Genomic DNA, 18,261 nt, shown 5'->3' on the forward strand with positions numbered 1-18,261 from the left:
ATCAGGATGAACGGCGCGGCGGACGTGGTGGTAATTGGCGCTGGGGCTGTGGGAGCAGCCGTCGCCTGGTACGCCACGCGCGCGGGTTTGAGCGTGGAGGTGCTTGAGCGGGGCTCGATCGTCAGCGGAACCTCGAGTGCTTGCGAAGGCAATCTGTTGGTCTCTGACAAAGAGGCAGGGCCCGAACTCGACCTCGCGCTCTACAGCCATCATGTCTGGAATACCGATCTGGCCGAGTACGCCCACCTTTGGGAGTTCGAGGCCAAGGGTGGTCTCGTGGTGAGTTCAAGCGCAGCAGGTGCGGCGGGCTTGGCCCAGTTGGCCAACCGGCAGCGGCGCGCTGGAGTGATGGTGCAGGACGTGGCGGCCGACGAAATCCACGACTACGAGCCGCATCTCGTGGAGGGGATGGCCGGTGCCGCGTTCTATCCCCAGGACTGTCAGGTGCAGCCCATGCTGCTCGCTGCGCACCTGTTGCGGCTGGCGCGCGAAGGCGGTGCGCGCGTACGCACCCAGACTGAGGTCACCGGGATTATCCGTGCGGGGGAGCGGGTCGTGGGCGTTCAGACTGAGCGCGGTGACATTGCTGCGGGTCTAGTGGTGAACGCCGCAGGCACCTGGGCAGGCGAGATCGCCGCCATGGCACAGGTCCGGGTGCCGGTTCTGCCTCGGCGCGGTTTTATCCTCGTGACTGAGCCCCTTCCGCCGACTGTCTTTCACAAGGTCTATTCCGGCGAATACGTTGCGAGCACGCAGAGTTCGGACGAGGGCCTGCAGACCTCAACCGTCGTTGAAGGCACTAAGTCGGGGACGATCCTCATCGGCTCGTCACGGGAGCGGGTCGGCTTTGACCGAGCCCCCTCACTCCCAGCGCTTCGGGAGATCGCAGGTAATGCGCTGGCGTTGTTCCCAGGCCTGGCAGAGGTCGCCGTGATGCGTAGTTATCTGGGTTTCCGGCCGTACTGCCCAGACCATCTCCCCGTGATCGGACCCGATCCGCGTGCGCCGGGTCTTTGGCATGCGGCGGGGCACGAGGGCGCGGGCATTGGGCTGTCGGTCGGCACCGCTGCGTTGCTGGTGCAGTCCATCGTGGGGTCGTCGGTGGAGATGCCCTTGGCGCCTTTTGCTCCGGAACGGTTCTCTTGGAAGACCGCATCGTGAATGATCGGATCACCTTGACCCTCAACGGAAGTGAGCTCACGGGGCGCGCGGGGCAAAGCATCGGATCGGTTTTGACCGAACAGGGCGTTCGCTCGTGGCGGACCACGCGCAACGGGGGTCGGCCCCGCGGATTGTTCTGTGGCATTGGTGTCTGTTTCGACTGCCTGATCACCGTGGACGGCCGGCCCAACCAACGCGCCTGTCTGGTGACTGCTGAAGATGGCATGGTGCTGAGCACCGAAGGGCTCCCTCGTGGCTAGGCCGACGTTGACCTTTGACGTGCTGGTGGTGGGCGCCGGGCCAGCAGGTCTCGAAGCGGCAGTGACCGCTGCCGAACACGGCCTCGCCGTTGCTCTCATCGATGCCGCCCGCTATCCAGGTGGGCAGTTTTGGCGCAACGCTGGAGACGACGCCGCGGCCGGACAACACGGCTGGTCGCGATTTACCCGCCTGCGCGCCCGACTGCTGCGCGTTGAGGCCGATGGTCGGCTCGCGTACCTGCCCGGCCACGACGTGTGGTTCGTGGAGCCGTGTGAATCCGGCTACCGCCTGCACCTGAGCGCTCCCACCGGCACAGCGGCCGGGCCCGGATCGGTGGCGGCGCCCCACCTGGTGCTGTGCCCGGGTGGCTACGACCGCCAACTCCCGGTGCCTGGTTGGGATCTTCCTGGTGTCATGAGCGCAGGAGGGGTTCAGGCACTGCTGAAGGGCCATCGCACCCTGGCCGGGAAGCGCGCGGTGATTGCTGGGACGGGACCATTCCTGCTCCCTGTTGCCACTGGGCTCGCTGCGGCGGGCGCCGAGGTCGTCGCGCTCTGTGAGGCCGGGAGCCCAGCGCGTTGGGCGAGGAACCCTCGTGGCGCACTATCGGTGCCCTCCAAAGGAATTGAAGCCCTGGGCTACGCCCTTCAACTGGCGAGACAGCGCATCCGATATCAGACACGTACGGTCGTGTCCGAAGTGTTTGGGGACTCTGAGGTTGCGGGTGTACGCCTGTCGCGCCTTGACCGACATGGCGAGCTGCGCGCAGATGCTCCGACTCGGGAGATTGCGGCTGACGTGGTGGCTTTTGGTTGGGGATTTACGCCGTCGCTCGAACTGATCACCGCAGTCGGAGCGTCCACCCGGGTCGATATTGATGAGTCCTTGGTCGTCGCCGTGGATGCCTGGCAGCGAACTGATGTGGCCGGCGTCTACGCCGCGGGCGAGGCAACCGGCGTCGGAGGCTCGGTGCTCGCACAAGCTGAGGGTCGGCTCGCTGGTTTGGCGGTCGCCAGAGACACCGGTCACGACATCGACATCCGGGACGCCGTCCGGACGCAGTCGGCGATCAGTCGCCATCGCGCATTTGCTGCCGCTATGCACCGGGCGCACCCGATCCCCGAAGGCTGGCGGAGTTGGCTGCGCGAGGACACGGTGCTGTGTCGGTGTGAAGAGGTGCAGATTGGCGATGTTGAGCACGTCCGCGACCTGCTCGGGGCGAGCGACGCGCGGACGGTGAAGTTGCTCGCTCGGCCCGGAATGGGCTGGTGCCAGGGCCGAATCTGTGGCTTCGCAACCGCGAAACTGGCTACGGGAAAGGGCCGTCCGCTGGCGCACGCCGACCTGGCCGCAACGGCAAAACGCACCCTCGCAGCGCCAGTGTCCTTGACCCACTTGGCGTCGGAGCATGGTGAGCCTCCGCCAGCGTCCTAGGATCGTGGCGTCCAGGCCGACAACGAATGGTCCGTGGTGAGTCAGCTCAGCAGCCCCCAGCGGTTCGAAAAAGTGAGCCTGCGCGACCAGGTGTCGCGCGCGCTGCGTGCTGCCATTGTGTCGGGCGAACTTGAGCCCGGTGAGATCTATTCGGCGCCAGCGCTGGGATCGCGGTTTGGGGTGTCGGCAACGCCGGTCCGCGAGGCGATGCTTGACCTGGTTCGCGAGAACCTCGTAGAGACGGTCCCCAACAAGGGCTACCGCGTGACCGAGATCAAGGATGAGGATCTCGATCACGTGACCGAACTGCGCATGCTCATTGAACCGCCGCTGGCGGGCCAAGTGACCGCGCACGTCCCAGAGTCTGACTTCCCCGTGCTACGCGCCGCGGCACAGTTGATCGTTGATGGTGCCGAAGCGGGGGACCTTGTCGCCTACACCGAGAGCGACCGACAGTTCCATCTGAAACTCCTTGCCTACACGGGCAACCCACGAGTGACCGCGCTCATCGCCGAACTCCGCGGGCAAACTCGACTGTTCGGGCTGGCTTCATTGCTGGAACGCGGCGAGCTGGTCGACTCGGCACAGGAGCACCACGCCATCCTGGACGCGGTCGAGGCGCGCGACGCCGAGCGAGTCGAATCGTTGATGCGCGACCACATCCGCCAGACCCGTGGGCGATGGGCGCATCCTGACCACGATCAGTAGCCCGTAACATGGGCCTTTCGTGATGAATACCTCTATCTCCCTACCTCGCCGCACGTTCGCCGTCATTAGTCACCCGGACGCCGGTAAATCGACCCTCACCGAGGCGCTTGCGTTGCACGCCGATGCCTTGGATGAGGCAGGAGCCGTCCACGGAAAGCGTGGCCGCCGAGCCACCGTGTCGGACTGGATGGATATGGAGAAGGCGCGCGGAATCTCCGTCAGTTCCACTGCGCTGCAGTTCACCTACCGCGATCACGTGCTCAACCTGGTCGATACCCCGGGCCACGCAGATTTCTCCGAAGACACCTACCGGGTGCTCTCTGCGGTCGACTGCGCGATCATGCTGGTCGACGCCGCCAAGGGCCTAGAGGAGCAGACCCTCAAACTCTTCCGCGTTTGTGCGCAGCGCGGCATCCCCATCATCACCGTGATCAATAAGTGGGACCGCCCGGGCATGGAGCCCCTGGAACTGATGGACGAGATCGAGCGGGACATCAACGTCCAGCCCACCCCGCTCACCTGGCCGGTCGGTATCGCGGGTGAGTTCCGAGGGGTGTTGGAGCGCTCGTCCGGCGACTTCGTGCAGTACGAAAAGACACCGGGCGGCGCGACCAAGGCACAGCAGCAACGGCGTACCGCCGCTGAGGCGCAGGACCTCGTCCCTGACGAGTGGACAACCGCCCACGACGAGGCCGGTCTCCTCGAAGCAGTCGAGGCCACCCACGACCAACAGCGCTTCCTCGCCGGCGAATCCACCCCGGTGCTCTTTGCCTCGGCCCTTCTCAACTTTGGCGTCTCCCACTTGCTCGACACCTTGGTCGAGCTTGCGCCCGGCCCGGCTCCAGCCGTCACGGTGTCTGGCGATCTGCGCGGCCTCGACGAACCGTTCAGCGCGATGGTCTTCAAGGTGCAGGCCGGTATGGACCCGGCTCACCGCGACCGCCTGGCCTTCGCGCGCGTGCAATCCGGGATGTTCGAGCGCGGGATGACCGTCACCCACGTCCCGACCGGACGGCCGCTGACGACCAAGCACGCGACCGTCGTCTTCGGACGCGAGCGCTCGACCGTCGAGCAGGCGGTTCCGGGCGACATCATTGGACTCGTGAACTCATCGGAGTTGGCTGTAGGCGACACCATCAGCGCGACGCCCGTCGTGGAGTACCCGCGCATCGTGCGGTTCAACCCGGAACATTTCGCCGTGGCCCGGGCGCGCGATACCGGCCGATTCAAGCAGTTCCGCAGCGGTATCGAGCAACTCGACCACGAGGGCGCGATCCAGGTGTTGCGCTCAGATCTGCGAGGAAACCAGGCGCCGGTTCTTGCCGCCGTCGGACCGATGCAGTTCGACGTGGTCAAGGCACGGATGGAGCACGAGTTCCGGACCGTCATCGACCTGGAGACCCTGCCCTACTCGCTAGCCCGCGAAGTGACCACTGAACAAGCCCCTGTGGTGAACCGGGAACGCAACGCCGAGGTGTTGCACCGGTCCGACGGCACCTTGTTGGCGCTCTTCTCTGACAAATGGCGTGCGCAGGCGATCACCCGAGCCCATCCCGATCTTGGACTCGTCCTGACCGACTGACCGCGCGGCTCTAGACTCACGAGTGCAGCTGGTTCATGGCTGACGCTGAGGCGTCAGTGGTGTCGAGTCATCCACGTGGGTGATGAGAGGGAACCCGGTGAGAATCCGGGACTGTCCCGCAGCGGTGAGTGGGAACGAATGCCGTGTAATGCACTGGGTTTTCCTGGGAAGCGACGGCGAGTAGGAGCGGCTTCGGTCGTGTGCCCGCGAGTCCGAAGACCTGCCAGATGTGCCGGGTACGCCGTACCCGGCGGTTTCCGCCTCGTGGATTGGGCGTGCGGACCTCTTCGACTGTGTCGACCGCTGTGGTCGTGTCGGTGGATTGGGTGTTGTGCTCCTCGGGCGGTAGCCGTCTCGACTGCACAAGGGAGAACACTCTCGTGACAACCCCCATTACCGCGACCGTTCTTGGTTTGCCGCGCATCGGCCCCCGTCGCGAACTGAAGAAGGCCATCGAGTCGTACTGGGCTGGGCGCATGAGCGCCGCAGACCTGGACTCGGAGGCACGACGATTGCGTACCGCGCAGGTACGCACACTGATCGACGCGGGACTCGATTCAATCCCGGTCAACACCTTCAGTTATTACGACCAAATGCTCGACACGGCCGTCATGCTCGGCGCGCTTCCGTCGCGCTACACGGAGTCCGGCCAACCACTTGATCAGTACTTCGCGGCGGCCCGTGGCAATGATGCACTCGCGCCGCTGGAGATGACCAAGTGGTTCGACACCAACTATCACTACATCGTTCCTGAGATCGGGCCTGACACGGCATTCTCTTTGCACCCGGAGAAGGTGCTCGCCGAGGTGGCCGAGGCGCGTGAGATCGGTGCGGCGGCGAGGCCCGTACTGATCGGCCCGGTCACCTTCCTGAAGTTGGCGAAGCCGGTCGGCGGTGAATCCGCTTTGCTTGCAAGGACTTCGGAGCTCGTGCCGCTTTATATCGACCTACTGCAGCAACTTGCAGACGTTGGCGTCGACTGGGTGCAAATCGACGAGCCGAGTTTGGTCACCGACCTTGACGACGATGAACTGCAGGTAGTGCGAGCGACCTATGACGCGCTTGCCAGGTCGACGAGTCGTCCGGCGATTCTGCTCGCGACCTACTTCGGCTCGCTGGGCGGTGCCGCCTCGGCAGTCGCGGCGGTCGACGGACTGGCAGTGGACTTGGTCGCCGGCGAAGCGCCCGCGCGGGAAGCGCTGCGGGGCAAGCAGATTGTGGCCGGAGTCGTGGATGGTCGAAACATCTGGAGGAACGATCTGGATGCGTCCCTCGCGACCCTGTCGTCGATCGTCGAGGCGGCAGACACGGTCGCGGTGTCGACCTCGTGCTCGCTCCTGCACGTGCCGTACTCCCTCGAAGGAGAAGACGGCCTCGACGACGCGCTGCGTTCCTGGCTTGCCTTTGGCGCTGAGAAGACGGCAGAGGTCACGACTTTGGCTGCAGCACTGCAGGATTCGGCATCAGTGAGTGCGCAGTTCCAAGCGTCTCGCGACGCGATTCAGGGGCGTCGAGAGGACCCGCGGCTCCAGCGGGAAGACGTCCGCGCACAACTGGCCGACGTGGATACGTCGGCGCGTACGCGGCGACCAGCCCAGGAACGCCGAGAGTTGCAGGCCGAGCGACTGAACCTTCCGCCGTTGCCGACAACCACGATCGGGTCCTACCCGCAGACCGCGGAGATCCGCTTGGCGCGGGGTGATTTGCGGAAGGGGCGCATTGACGAGGCCGAGTATGCGCGCCGCATGAGGGCGGAGATCGACGCAGTGATCGACCTCCAGGAGCAACTCGGCCTGGACGTCTTGGTGCACGGTGAGCCGGAGCGCAACGACATGGTGCAGTACTTCGCCGAGCTGCTCGACGGGTTCGCCGCCACCACCAATGGGTGGGTGCAGTCCTACGGCACCCGGTGCGTACGCCCCCCGATCCTGTTCGGCGACGTGGCCCGCCCCAAGCCCATGACCGTCGATTGGATCGGCTACGCCCAGTCGCGAACTGCCAAGCCGGTCAAGGGAATGCTCACCGGGCCGGTAACGATCCTGGCGTGGTCCTTTGTGCGCGATGATCAGCCTCTCGCGACCAGCGCAGACCAGGTCGCTCTCGCGATCCGTGCGGAAACGATCGACCTGGAATCCGGTGGGGCGGCCATCGTCCAGGTCGACGAGCCGGCCCTGCGCGAGCTCATGCCGCTGCGCAAAGCCGACCAACCTGCCTACCTGGAGTGGGCGGTGAACGCCTTCCGGCTAGCCACGAGCGGCGTCTCGGACGCGGTGCAGGTGCACACTCACCTGTGCTATTCCGAGTTCGGTGAGGTCATCGAGTCGATCGCGGCCCTCGATGCCGATGTCACATCCCTGGAAGCGGCGCGCTCCCGCATGGAGGTGCTCGATGACCTCAATGCGATCGGCTACGACCTCGGCGTGGGCCCGGGCGTCTATGACATCCACTCACCGCGGGTGCCTAGCGTCGAGGAGATCGCGACGTCGCTGCGCGCGGCCTTGGCGGCCGTACCTGCCGAGCGGTTGTGGGTCAATCCGGACTGCGGTCTCAAGACGCGGGGCAACGCGGAAGTCGCCGAGTCGCTGCGCCACCTGGTCGAGGCGACCCGGCAGGTACGCCCGTCGTCTTGAACTGCTCGTGCGGCCCCATGGCCGTGGCCGCGTGCGGGCACATAGGGTTGAAGAGCGACATGCTCGCATTACGACGAGAGGTGACGAATGGCTGACTACACACTGCCCGAACTTCCCTACGACTACGGTGCGCTCGCGCCGCACATCAGCGGCGAGATCATGGAGTTGCACCACTCCAAGCATCACGACACCTACGTCAAGGGCGCCAACACCGCCCTTGAGCAGATGGCGGAGATGCGTGACAAGGACGAGTTGACGAAGGTCAACCTGCTGGAAAAGAACCTTGCGTTCAACCTGGCCGGTCACGTGAACCACTCGGTCTTCTGGCCGAACATGTCTCCGGACGGCGGCGACAAGCCCGACGGTGAATTGCAGCAGGCGATCGACGACCAGTTTGGGTCGTTCGATGCTTTCCGCGCTCACTTCACGGCAAGCGCGCTGGGTATCCAGGGCTCCGGCTGGTCGATTCTGGCTTGGGACTCTATTGGTCAGAAGTTGCTGATCTGTCAGCTCTATGACCACCAGGGGAACCTGCCGGTCGGACTGACCCCGCTGTTGATGCTCGACATGTGGGAGCACGCGTTCTACCTGCAGTACCGCAACGTCAAGCCGGACTACGTCAAGGCGTGGTGGAACATCGTCAACTGGGCCGATGTCATCGAGCGGTTTACCCGTGCGCGGGAAGCCACCTCGGGCCTCATCACCCCGTAAATCACGACCCAAACGTGGGGTGCGCAGACTGATCTGCGCACCCCACGTTTGGCTGTCCGCCGCGAGATGATCGCTGCCCACGAGTTACCGGAGCGCCGAGGTTGCGCGCCGATGCGATCACGACATATGGTGTCCGAGTTGCTGGTTCAACCCCATATCTTCCGATCTGGGGTTGTCGTAAGAGGGAACCTGGTGTAAGTCCAGGACTGCCCCGCAGCGGTAAGTGGGAACGACCGTCGTCATGTGATCACTGGGTTTGATGCCCGGGAAGAGGCGGCTAGTAGGTGAGCGCAACGCTCGCGCCCACGAGTCCGAAGACCTGCCAGCAAGCACCGCCCCGCCGGGGTGGTGTGTCTGTGGGCCGCGCGGGACGGTCGATGGGCGGAGCAGTTGCTGCCGTGGCTTCTCCGTCTGCCGTCCTTGCCTGGCCCGTGGGCCCGAAGTACCTCGAGGGAAGGACGACCCGGATGGCCTCAATCCACGTCACCAAGCGCGATGGCTCGCGCGAGCCGTATAACGCCGACCGTATTAACCGCGCTATCGAGAAGGCTGCCGTCGGTCTTCCGGACCAGATGTCGATGACGATGCAGGTCGCCTCAGAGTTGGAGATCACGCTCTTCGACGGCATCACCACCGAACAGTTGGACGAGGCCGCGATCCAGGTTGCCGTCCAGAACGTCAAGGACGACCCGGACTTCGACGTCATCGCCTCCCGGCTGCTCCTCAAGACGATTTACAAGAAGGTGCTCGGCGACTTCGAGACTCACACCGAACTAGCCCTGCTGCACCAGGCCCGCTTCCCGGGATACATCCGCGAAGCCGTGGAAGACGGACTGTTTGATCCGCGCCTCGCGTCGGCATTCAACCTCGAAGAGTTGGCCGCTGAGCTCAACCATCACCACGACGAGGCGCTGCGCTACATCGGCATCATCACCCTGCGGAACCGCTACATGGCTACCGGCCCAGCCGGACGACCGCTTGAGGTGCCCGCCTACTTCTGGATGCGCGTCGCGATGGGCCTCTCGGTCAACGAGAAAGAGCCCACGCAGGCCGCCGTCCGCTTCTACCGCAAGATGTCCAGCCTCGACTACCTTGCTGCCGGTTCAACCCTCGTCAACGCGGGCACCATCTCGCCCCAGCTCTCGAACTGCTTTGTCATGCAGATGGACGACGACATCGAGCACATCGCGACGTCGATGCGCGATGTCATGTGGCTGACAAAAGGCACTGGCGGCATTGGTCTTTCGGTCACCAAGCTGCGCTCTGAGGGTTCGCCGATCCGGAGCAACAACACCAGCTCTACGGGTCCAATCCCGTTCATGCACACAATCGACTCGATCCTGCGTGCGGTCTCCCGCGGGGGCAAGAAGTTCGGCGCCTTGTGTTTCTACATGGAGAACTGGCACCTGGACTTCCCGCAGTTCCTCGACCTGCGGCAGAACGCCGGCGATCCCTACCGGCGGACGCGTACCGCCAACACCGCGGTCTGGATCTCTGACGAGTTCATGAAGCGCGTCGACAGCGACGACGCCTGGTATCTCTTCGACCCGCTGGAAACTCCCGACCTGGTCGAGCTCGTCGGCGATGAGTTCTCTGCGCGTTACGCCGAGTATGTGGCACTCGCCGAGGCCGGCAAGATGCGCAAGTTCAAGAAGATCCGCGCTCGCGAGCAGATGACGGCCATCCTGGTGTCGCTGCAGACCACCTCGCACCCCTGGCTGACGTGGAAGGACTCGATCAACCTCCGCGCGCTCAACAACAACACCGGCACGATCCACCTGTCCAACCTGTGCACCGAGATCACGCTGCCGCAGGACCGCGACAATACGGCCGTCTGCAACCTGGCCTCGATCAACCTGTCGCGCCACCTTGTGGACGGCGAATGGGATTGGGACCGGCTGGCTGAGAGTGCCCGCCTTGCAGTGCGCCAGCTCGACAACCTCATCGACATCACCCGCTCGTCGGTGCCGCAGTCGGAGCACTCCAACGAGCAGAACCGTGCCATCGGCCTGGGAGTCATGGGCTTCACCGATGTCTGCGAGCGGTTGGGCCTGCCCTACGCCAGCGAGCAGGCGTACGAACTCATCGACCAACTGGTCGAGTTCGTCAGCTGGCACGCGATCGATGAGTCCGCAGACCTGGCTCAGGTGCGCGGTGCGTACCCGAACTTCGAGGGTTCTGGCTGGTCCCGCGGCATGGTGCCGTTCGACACGATCGCCATCCAGGAGCAGCGCCGCGGCGTTCCGGTCAATGTCGACCGCACGACCCGGATGGACTGGGATGTGTTGCGGGAGAAGGTTTCTCACGGTGTTCGCAACGCCACGCTCATGGCAATCGCGCCGACCGCCTCCATCGGTCTGGTGGCTGGTACGACCCCGGGTCTGGACCCGCAGTTCTCCCAGCTCTTCAGCCGTGCGACCTCGTCGGGCAAGTTCCTTGAGGTCAACCGCAACCTGGTGAAGGCGCTGCAGGAGCGTGGCCTGTGGGAGTCCGTACGCGGGGAGCTGCTGCAGTCGCAGGGTGACCTCTCCAACGTGCCCGACATCCCCGCGGACCTGCTCGAGGTCTACCGGACCTCCTTCCAGCAGCCAGCGGATGCCTACCTTGAGGTCGCGGCGCGGGCGCAGAAGTGGATCGACCAGGCCATTAGCCGCAACCTCTACCTGGAGACCCGCGACATCGGTGAGATGACCCGGATCTACAGCGAGGCGTGGCGCAAGGGTGTGAAGACGACCTACTACCTGCACATGAAGCCGCGGCACACCGCCGAGCAGTCGACGGTGGCGGTCAACAAGTCCAAGAGCTCTGGCCGCTCCGGGGGTGGCTTCGGATTCGCGCGCAAGCGGGCCGAGGTTCCCGCCGTCGCCGCGCCAGCAGTTGCTGCTGTTCCGGCTCCGCCCGTGGAGGCACCGGTCGTGGAGGCACCGTCGGCGCCAGTGGTGGCCGAGCCGGTCGCACCAGCGGCCCCGGTGATCGAGCAGCCCGTTGCACCTGCGCCTGTGGTGCAGCAGCCAACGGCTCCGGCACCAACGCCCGTTGCCGAGACCCAGCCCGTCCGCCAGGAGGTCGAGGTCGTCCAGGACGACGACGTCCTGGTCTGCCCCACTGATCCACAAGAACTCTTGAATTGCGAGGCCTGCCAGTGACCGCCGTATCTGCCACGCACAACACCCAGATTCTGGGAACCGGGATTAGCGAAGGCTTGCTGCTCAAGCCGATTCGGTACGACTGGGCCTACGAGCTCTACAACCAGGCGGTCGCCAACACATGGTTCCCGCACGAGGTTCAGTTGGGTGAGGACCTGGCCGACTTCGAGCGTATGACCGACGAGGAGCGCCATGCCGTCACCTTCCTGATGAGCTACTTCAACCCCAATGAGTTGCTCGTCAACAAGGCGCTTGCGTTCGGGGTCTACCCCTACATCAACGCACCCGAGGCACACCTGTACCTCGCGAAGCAGATGTGGGAGGAAGCCAACCACTGCGTCGCGTTCGAATATGTCCTGGAGACCTTCCCGATCAACCGCGCCGAGGCGTATGACGCGCACGTCACCGTGCCGTCGATGGCGGCCAAGGAAGAGTTCGAGGTCCGCTTCATCCAGCGGATGTCGGAGCAGACCCTCGACATCAACACCACCGAAGGCAAGCAGGACTTTGTCCGAAACCTGGTGGCGTACAACGTGATTCTGGAAGGGATCTGGTTCTACAGCGGGTTCATGGTCGCGTTGTCGTTCCGCCAGCGGAACCTCCTTCGTAACTTCGGTTCGTTGATTGACTGGATCGTGCGCGATGAGTCTCTGCACCTGAAGTTTGGGATGAACCTCATCCTGACGGTGCTCGAAGAGAACCCGGACCTGCAGACCGAGGAGTTTGCGGCCGAGATTCGCCAGATGATCTTGGACGGGGTGGTGATGGAAGAGCGTTACAACCACGACCTGCTGCCCAACGGCATCCTGGGGTTGAACGCGGACTACATCAACACCTATGTGAAGTACCTCGCCGACCGTCGGCTTGAGGAACTGGGATTCGAGCCGGAGTTCAACGTCAGCAACCCCGCGAAGTGGATGGCCACGGCCAATGACACCTTGCAGTTGGTGAACTTCTTCGAGGCCATCAACACCTCCTACGAGGTGGATGCCAAGGCCGGCTCATAGTCATGAGTTCATCCACCCCGGCCGGGCGGGCGACGATTGCCCCGCCCGGCCGAGGTGAACCCGAGGCGCGTCGTTCTCGAGGGCTGCTTGCTATCGGCCCAGCTTTTGTGGCGGCGGTTGCCTACGTCGACCCGGGAAACATCGCGACGAACACCGCGGCTGGGGCGACGTACGGCTTTCTCTTGCTGTGGGTCGTGGTCTTGGCGACCTTGATGGCGGGCCCGGTGCAATACCTCTCCGCAAAACTCGGTCTGGTGACAGGGAAGTCGCTCCCGGCGTATGTCGCCGGGCGAGTGTCTCGGCGAGCCCGGATTGCCTATTGGATGCAGGCCGAAGCGGTCGCCATCGCGACTGACATCGCCGAGATCATAGGCGCGGCGCTCGCGATGCACCTGCTCTTTGGGATGCCGCTCGTTCCCGCGGGCCTGATCGCGGGCGCGATCGGCATGCTGCTTCTGGCGGCCCGGGACCGGCTTGGTCGCCGGTTCCTGGAGTCGATGTGTCTGGTGTCGCTCTTCGTCATCGGAGCGGGATTTGTGGTCGGTGTGCTCACCAGCCCACCCGGGCTGGATGACCTGGCGGGCGGCCTGGTCCCCGCGCTGGGCGGCGCCGAAACCGTCCTCCTTGCAGCGGGCATTGTGGGCGCGACGGTGATGCCGCACGCGGTCTACCTGCACTCGTCTTTGACGGCTGAGCGGCCCGTTGATCGGGGTCACCTGATGCAGCGCCTCCGGTGGACGCGGATGGATGTCGGCACCGCGATGATTCTCGCCGGAGGTATCAACGTCTCGATGCTGGTGCTTGGTGCCACGGCATTGCGTGGCGTCCCCGACGACTCCTTCGGCGCCGCCGCGGCCGCACTCACCGAGCGGGTGGGCGACGGCGCTGGCACGGCGTTCTTGGTCGCGCTTCTGGTGTCGGGCGTGTCGTCGACAGCGGTGGGTACGCACGCCGGCGCCGCCATCATGGCGGGGCTTTTGCACCGGCAAGTGTCGCCGCTGGTGCGTCGCGCGGTCACCCTCGTCCCCGCGCTCGTCCTTTTGGCCTCGGGCCTGGAACCCGTCACCGTCCTGGTGCTCTCACAGGTCGCGCTCGCGCTCGGTCTACCGTTCGCGCTGATCCCGTTGCTGCGGGCGACGTGCGACGCGAAGCTCATGGGACCCTGGCGTAATCATCGGGCGCTCACGGCAGTTGCTGTCGCCATCGTCGCCATCGTCGTCGTGATCGACTTGGTGCTTGTCGGATTGGTGGTGACCGGACGTGGTTGATGAATCGACTGCTACTCCGAGCGGAACTCGGCTCACGCTCGCCTACATCATGAGTGCCAGTGACACCAACCTGATGGGGACGGTGCACGGCGGCAACGTGATGAAACTGGTCGACGATGCGGCAGGGACGGTCGCGGCGCGGTACTCCGGTGGCCCCGCCGTCACGGCGTCGATGGACGAGATGTTGTTCTTGGCGCCAGTCCGGGTCGGTGACGTCCTGACAGTGAACGCGCAGGTGAACTGGGCTGGGCGGACCTCGGTCGAAGTGGGCGCCCGGGTGGAAACCACCCGGTGGGACCAGTTGAGCGAGCCGATCCATGTGGCCACGGCTTATCTGGTCATGGTCGCGGTGGATCAGGAGGGGGTTCCCCGGACAGTGCCGTCGCTGAACCCCGTCAGCGACGAGGATCGGCGACGCCTGCGGGAGGCCGAGATTCGGCGTACGCACCGCCTCGCCAGACGCGCCGCCATCAAAGAATCGCGCAACGCGTGAGGCGCCTGGACACTCGCGGCTGATGTCGGTCAGTGGGCGTAGATTGCCCGTGGCTATTTTCCAGGCAATCCCACGGAGCTTGAGTGACCTACCCCACGAATGCCGCACCAGACCAGGTGCGATTCGCCCACGAAGCTGAAACCACCTCCGTACGTGCGGCGCTCCGCTCGCCGAAGCGACTAAGGATCGAAATCCTCGGCGGCTTGGTGGTGGCGCTCGCGCTGATCCCCGAGGCGATCTCGTTCTCGATCCTTGCCGGGGTCGACCCCCGAGTGGGGCTGTTTGCCTCGTTCACCATGGCGGTCTCGATCGCCTTCCTCGGTGGGCGTCCAGCGATGATCTCGGCCGCAACCGGTGCTGTCGCGCTTGTCGTGGCACCGATCGTCAAGGACCACGGTCTCGACTACCTGATCGCGACCGTCATCCTCGCCGGCGTGGTGCAGGTTGTTCTCGCGTTGCTCGGTGTGGCCAGATTGATGCGGTTTATCCCGCGCTCGGTCATGGTCGGCTTTGTTAACTCGTTGGCGATCCTGATCTTCATGGCACAGATCCCGCATCTCATCGATGTTCCCGTAGCGGTCTACGTGCTGGTTGCCATCGGCCTGGTGGTGCTGGTGGCGTTGCCGCGGGTCACGACGGCGGTTCCCGCACCGCTGGTGGTGGTGGTGACGCTCGCGGCCTACACGATGGCCACTGGCCTGGACATCCCCACGGTTGGCGACGAGGGCGAGTTGCCCGAAAGTCTGCCGGCGTTGCTCATCCCGGATGTTCCGTTCACGCTGGACACGCTCAAGATCATTGCGCCCTACGCGCTGGGCGTCGCCTTCGTCGGACTTCTTGAGTCGCTGTTGACGGCGAAGCTGGTCGATGACATCACGGACACTCACTCGGATAAAACCCGCGAGGCGTGGGGCCAGGGCGGCGCCAACATCATCACGGGCTTCTTCGGTGGCATGGGCGGCTGCGCCATGATCGGCCAGACGATGATCAACGTGAAGTCGTCCGGGGCGCGTACCCGGATCTCCACGTTCTTGGCCGGAGTCTTCCTGCTCGTCCTCGTGGTCGGTCTCGGTGACCTCGTGGGCCAAATTCCGATGGCCGCGCTGGTCGCGGTGATGATTATGGTGTCAGTCGGCACCTTCGACTGGCACAGCATCCGCCCGTCAACGCTGAAGCGGATGCCGTGGAGCGAGCTCATCGTGATGGGCAGCACCGTCGGGGTGGTGGTCCTGACCAGCAACCTTGCGATCGGCGTCATCGTGGGGGTGCTCGCCGCAATGGTGGTCTTCGCTCGCCGAGTCGCGCACTTCACCGAGGTCAGCCCGGTCGCTCAGGCCGATGGCGCTAGCCGGACGTATCACGTACGGGGTGAACTGTTCTTCGCGTCCAGCAATGATCTGGTGAGCCAGTTCGACTACGTCGGTGACCCCGAGTTGGTCATCATCGACCTGACCGATTCTCATATCTGGGATGCTTCAGCGGTCGCTGCGCTTGATGCGATCACGCAGAAATATGCGAGCAAAGGTAAGCGGGTCGAGGTCGTCGGCATGAACGACTCGAGCACGAGTCGGCATGAACGGCTGTCTGGTCACCTACCCAGCCTCTGACGCGTGCTGAACGATCCGAGGTCACACATGTGACCATGGCGAGGTACTCAAGCGCTGTCGCGATCATCGTCGACAGCCGATGCCGGTCAAGGCCAGCGGGTGTACTCCCTTGGGCAGCGGGACCTTCCCGAGGAGTATGCAGGCGCGAGTCAGCTATAGACGTCAGCCGTGGTGTCCTTCTCCTCCGGCGCGGGACTGGTGTGCAGCCGGGAGACGAGCCGGTCGATCACAAACCCGAGGGAGAGGGCGACGATCACGCCAACGAACGCAGCCAACAGCGGCCGCCCGCCGAGGAGTTCGCCGGCGACGGTACCGATGAGTACGGCCCACCCTGACCAGGCCGCGCAGGCGACGGTGTCGAAGGCAAGGAATCGTCGCCAAGACATGCCAGACGTTCCGCAGGTCAGCATGACCGCGACTCGTCCGATGGGGACGTAGCGAGAGGTGAGGATGACGACTCCGCCTCGCTTGCGTACCTCGCGGGTGGCCCAGGCGATGCCGCGGGCGGTGCGCGGAGTGCGTTGCCATCGAAAGCGATCCGTCCCGACGCGCCGCCCGATCGTGAACAGCATCGAATCTCCGAGGATGCCGCCGATCCAGCCGACGATGCCCAGCCACCAGAGGTTGATGCCGTTGCCCAGCGCGGCGAGGGCAACGATGACCGAGTCGCTGGGGAGCGGGGGGATGAACGCGTCAAAGATCGCGAGTCCGCCGACTGCGGCATAAACCCAAGGCTGGCCTGCCAGCTCGAGAATCGAGTCGTTGATGGCGTCGAGCACGTACGGGTCCCCCATGAAAGTTCCGGATTCGTCAGCCACAACGCTCACGGCCCGTTGAGGGTTCCTCGTGGGTGCCTAACCAGCTATGGCGCTCGCCACATCCGGGAACGAGGTGGGCACATAGCCGCCGCGTGCCTGCTCACCGCGAACGAGTTCTCCGGAGCCTGTCTCGGCGGTACCGAGGACGCCCGATGGGTCCACAAGCCGCACATCATGGCCGTCGACGTGGAGGCGTCGAATGCCTTCGAGCACGACGCGTCGAGCGATGTCGTTTGCCGTGTGCACCCGGTCCAGATCGATGATGACAGGCGACTCACCCACGGGTTCCTCGGCGAATCCTCGCACCACCCGCTCGGACTCGATGAGTTGCAAGTCGCCCACGATCTCGTGCGTCGGGACGCCTTCGCGCACGGTGCGCCGCCATACCGAGCGGCCCGACTCGGTCGCATTCATGAGGTGCAAGCCCATGTCACGGTTCATGCGCTCGAAGAGGCGCACCCCGCGCGTGCTGTTGCCGTGCGGGTCGAGGCGTGGCGAGAACGCGGCCAGGCCGACCTGCCCTGGCAGTACGCCCATGAGCCCGCCAGCAACACCGCTCTTGGCGGGGATGCCGACTGAAGTCAGCCAATCGCCCGCCGAGTCGTACATGCCGCACGTTGCCATCACGCTCAGCACCTGCCGGTTAACCGCGGGGTCGAGCACCTGATCGCCCTGGGGAGTCCGACCACCGGCAGCGAGCACCGATGCCATGCGGGCCAGGTCGCGAACCGTGACCGACGCCGAGCACTGCCGGGTGTAGCCGCGCACCACGTCGGCTGGTTCGCCTTCGAGCGTGCCGACTGTGCGCAGCATGTAGGCCAGGGCCATGTTGCGGTCGGCGGAGGAAAGCTCGGACTCGAAGACGTCCTCGGCGATGGACAACTCACGCCCCGCTAGGCGGCTGTACAGATCCAGGATGCGTTCCGTGCGCCCCTCGGCACCGTCGCCCTTCACCAGTGCATGGGAGGCGATCGCGCCGGCGTTGATCATCGGATTGAGGGGCCGGCCGGTTTCTGGGTCGAGTGAGATCTCGTTGAAGGCATCGCCGGAGGGCTCGACGTCGATGTGCTCGAGAACGGACTCCAGACCCCGGTCGGCGATCGCGAGCGCGTAGGTGAACGGCTTGGAGATGGACTGGATCGTGAACTCATCGTCGGCGTTGCCGGCCACATAGACCTCGCCGTCGAGCGTGGCGATCGCGATGGCGAGCCGGTCCGGGTCGGCTTGGGCGAGCTCGGGGATGTACGAAGCGACTTCGCCCCCGTCCTCACCAACCGATTCAACCAACTGGTGCAGGTAATCGATCATGGGAGTCTGCATCGGGTCACTGTAGTTTGGCGCGCTCCGTCTCTCATGTGGGGACCGCAACGAAGAACTGACCTGTGGGTTCTTCCGGTGAGGACCAGGTCTCGCCGGAGCCCTCGTGTGACCCCGG

Annotated in this window: 14 protein-coding genes and 2 riboswitches; of the genes, 12 read left to right on the plus strand and 2 right to left on the minus strand. The window is 64.7% G+C overall.

Features of this window, described 5'->3' with window-relative positions; translation table 11 throughout:
* Positions 1-6: 6 nt before the first annotated feature.
* From F562_RS0115610 to F562_RS0115665, 12 genes are all read left to right on the plus strand, one after another.
* Positions 7-1,161 (plus strand): NAD(P)/FAD-dependent oxidoreductase, encoded by a 1,155-nt coding sequence (locus F562_RS0115610; protein WP_018157907.1) that lies wholly within the window; start codon positions 7-9, stop codon positions 1,159-1,161.
* Positions 1,158-1,421 (plus strand): (2Fe-2S)-binding protein, encoded by a 264-nt coding sequence (locus F562_RS0115615; RefSeq protein WP_018157908.1) that lies wholly within the window; start codon positions 1,158-1,160, stop codon positions 1,419-1,421. The genes F562_RS0115610 and F562_RS0115615 overlap by 4 nt, the downstream gene beginning before the upstream one ends.
* Positions 1,414-2,856 carry an FAD-dependent oxidoreductase gene (locus tag F562_RS0115620; protein ID WP_026181325.1) on the plus strand — a complete coding sequence of 481 codons (1,443 nt, stop codon included), beginning with the start codon at positions 1,414-1,416 and terminating at the stop codon, positions 2,854-2,856. The genes F562_RS0115615 and F562_RS0115620 overlap by 8 nt, the downstream gene beginning before the upstream one ends.
* A gap of 33 nt (positions 2,857-2,889) precedes the next feature.
* Positions 2,890-3,564 carry a GntR family transcriptional regulator gene (locus F562_RS0115625; protein ID WP_018157910.1) on the plus strand — a complete coding sequence of 225 codons (675 nt, stop codon included), beginning with the start codon at positions 2,890-2,892 and terminating at the stop codon, positions 3,562-3,564.
* A 22-nt stretch (positions 3,565-3,586) separates the two neighbouring features.
* Positions 3,587-5,146: a peptide chain release factor 3 gene (locus F562_RS0115630; RefSeq protein ID WP_018157911.1), complete on the plus strand. Its 1,560-nt coding sequence runs from the start codon at positions 3,587-3,589 to the stop codon at positions 5,144-5,146.
* A gap of 40 nt (positions 5,147-5,186) precedes the next feature.
* A riboswitch (cobalamin riboswitch) is annotated at positions 5,187-5,388 on the plus strand.
* Positions 5,389-5,526: 138 nt separating this feature from the next.
* Entirely contained in the window at positions 5,527-7,776 is a 2,250-nt protein-coding gene (gene metE / locus F562_RS0115635) for a 5-methyltetrahydropteroyltriglutamate--homocysteine S-methyltransferase (RefSeq protein WP_018157912.1), read from the plus strand.
* Positions 7,777-7,863: 87 nt separating this feature from the next.
* Positions 7,864-8,487 (plus strand): superoxide dismutase, encoded by a 624-nt coding sequence (locus tag F562_RS0115640; protein WP_018157913.1) that lies wholly within the window; start codon positions 7,864-7,866, stop codon positions 8,485-8,487.
* Between the two features lie 125 nt (positions 8,488-8,612).
* A riboswitch (cobalamin riboswitch) is annotated at positions 8,613-8,828 on the plus strand.
* A gap of 126 nt (positions 8,829-8,954) precedes the next feature.
* Positions 8,955-11,633, plus strand: coding sequence for a ribonucleoside-diphosphate reductase subunit alpha (locus F562_RS19570; protein ID WP_018157914.1), 2,679 nt, complete (start codon positions 8,955-8,957; stop codon positions 11,631-11,633).
* Positions 11,630-12,640: a ribonucleotide-diphosphate reductase subunit beta gene (locus F562_RS0115650; RefSeq protein ID WP_018157915.1), complete on the plus strand. Its 1,011-nt coding sequence runs from the start codon at positions 11,630-11,632 to the stop codon at positions 12,638-12,640. The genes F562_RS19570 and F562_RS0115650 overlap by 4 nt, the downstream gene beginning before the upstream one ends.
* 2 nt (positions 12,641-12,642) lie before the next feature.
* Positions 12,643-13,908, plus strand: coding sequence for an Nramp family divalent metal transporter (locus F562_RS0115655; protein ID WP_083915578.1), 1,266 nt, complete (start codon positions 12,643-12,645; stop codon positions 13,906-13,908).
* A gap of 49 nt (positions 13,909-13,957) precedes the next feature.
* Positions 13,958-14,401 carry an acyl-CoA thioesterase gene (locus tag F562_RS0115660; RefSeq protein ID WP_211206465.1) on the plus strand — a complete coding sequence of 148 codons (444 nt, stop codon included), beginning with the start codon at positions 13,958-13,960 and terminating at the stop codon, positions 14,399-14,401.
* Between the two features lie 83 nt (positions 14,402-14,484).
* A complete protein-coding gene (locus F562_RS0115665; RefSeq protein WP_018157918.1) occupies positions 14,485-16,008 on the plus strand; it encodes a SulP family inorganic anion transporter in 1,524 nt (507 codons plus the stop codon).
* Between the two features lie 149 nt (positions 16,009-16,157).
* On the opposite strand, the gene F562_RS0115670 is transcribed toward F562_RS0115665, so the two are convergent.
* A complete protein-coding gene (locus tag F562_RS0115670) occupies positions 16,158-16,835 on the minus strand; it encodes a DedA family protein (RefSeq protein ID WP_051080179.1) in 678 nt (225 codons plus the stop codon).
* 27 nt (positions 16,836-16,862) lie between these two features.
* The gene (locus tag F562_RS0115675) at positions 16,863-18,146 is read right to left on the minus strand and encodes a glutaminase (protein WP_018157920.1); all 1,284 of its coding nucleotides are present in this window, start codon (positions 18,144-18,146) and stop codon (positions 16,863-16,865) included.
* Positions 18,147-18,261 lie beyond the last annotated feature (115 nt).

The sequence above is a fragment of the Demetria terragena DSM 11295 genome (genome assembly GCF_000376825.1).
GTDB classification, from domain to species: domain Bacteria; phylum Actinomycetota; class Actinomycetes; order Actinomycetales; family Dermatophilaceae; genus Demetria; species Demetria terragena.

What these genes read in the sequence shown, in the direction of transcription:
- F562_RS19570 (WP_018157914.1), top strand. Translation starts at nt 8,955, where the DNA reads ATGGCCTCAATCCACGTCACCAAGCGCGATGGCTCGCGCGAGCCGTAT.
- F562_RS0115655 (WP_083915578.1), top strand. Translation starts at nt 12,643, where the DNA reads ATGAGTTCATCCACCCCGGCCGGGCGGGCGACGATTGCCCCGCCCGGC.
- F562_RS0115630 (WP_018157911.1), top strand. Translation starts at nt 3,587, where the DNA reads ATGAATACCTCTATCTCCCTACCTCGCCGCACGTTCGCCGTCATTAGT.
- F562_RS0115675 (WP_018157920.1), bottom strand. Translation starts at nt 18,146, where the DNA reads ATGCAGACTCCCATGATCGATTACCTGCACCAGTTGGTTGAATCGGTT.
- F562_RS0115660 (WP_211206465.1), top strand. Translation starts at nt 13,958, where the DNA reads ATGAGTGCCAGTGACACCAACCTGATGGGGACGGTGCACGGCGGCAAC.
- F562_RS0115640 (WP_018157913.1), top strand. Translation starts at nt 7,864, where the DNA reads ATGGCTGACTACACACTGCCCGAACTTCCCTACGACTACGGTGCGCTC.
- F562_RS0115610 (WP_018157907.1), top strand. Translation starts at nt 7, where the DNA reads ATGAACGGCGCGGCGGACGTGGTGGTAATTGGCGCTGGGGCTGTGGGA.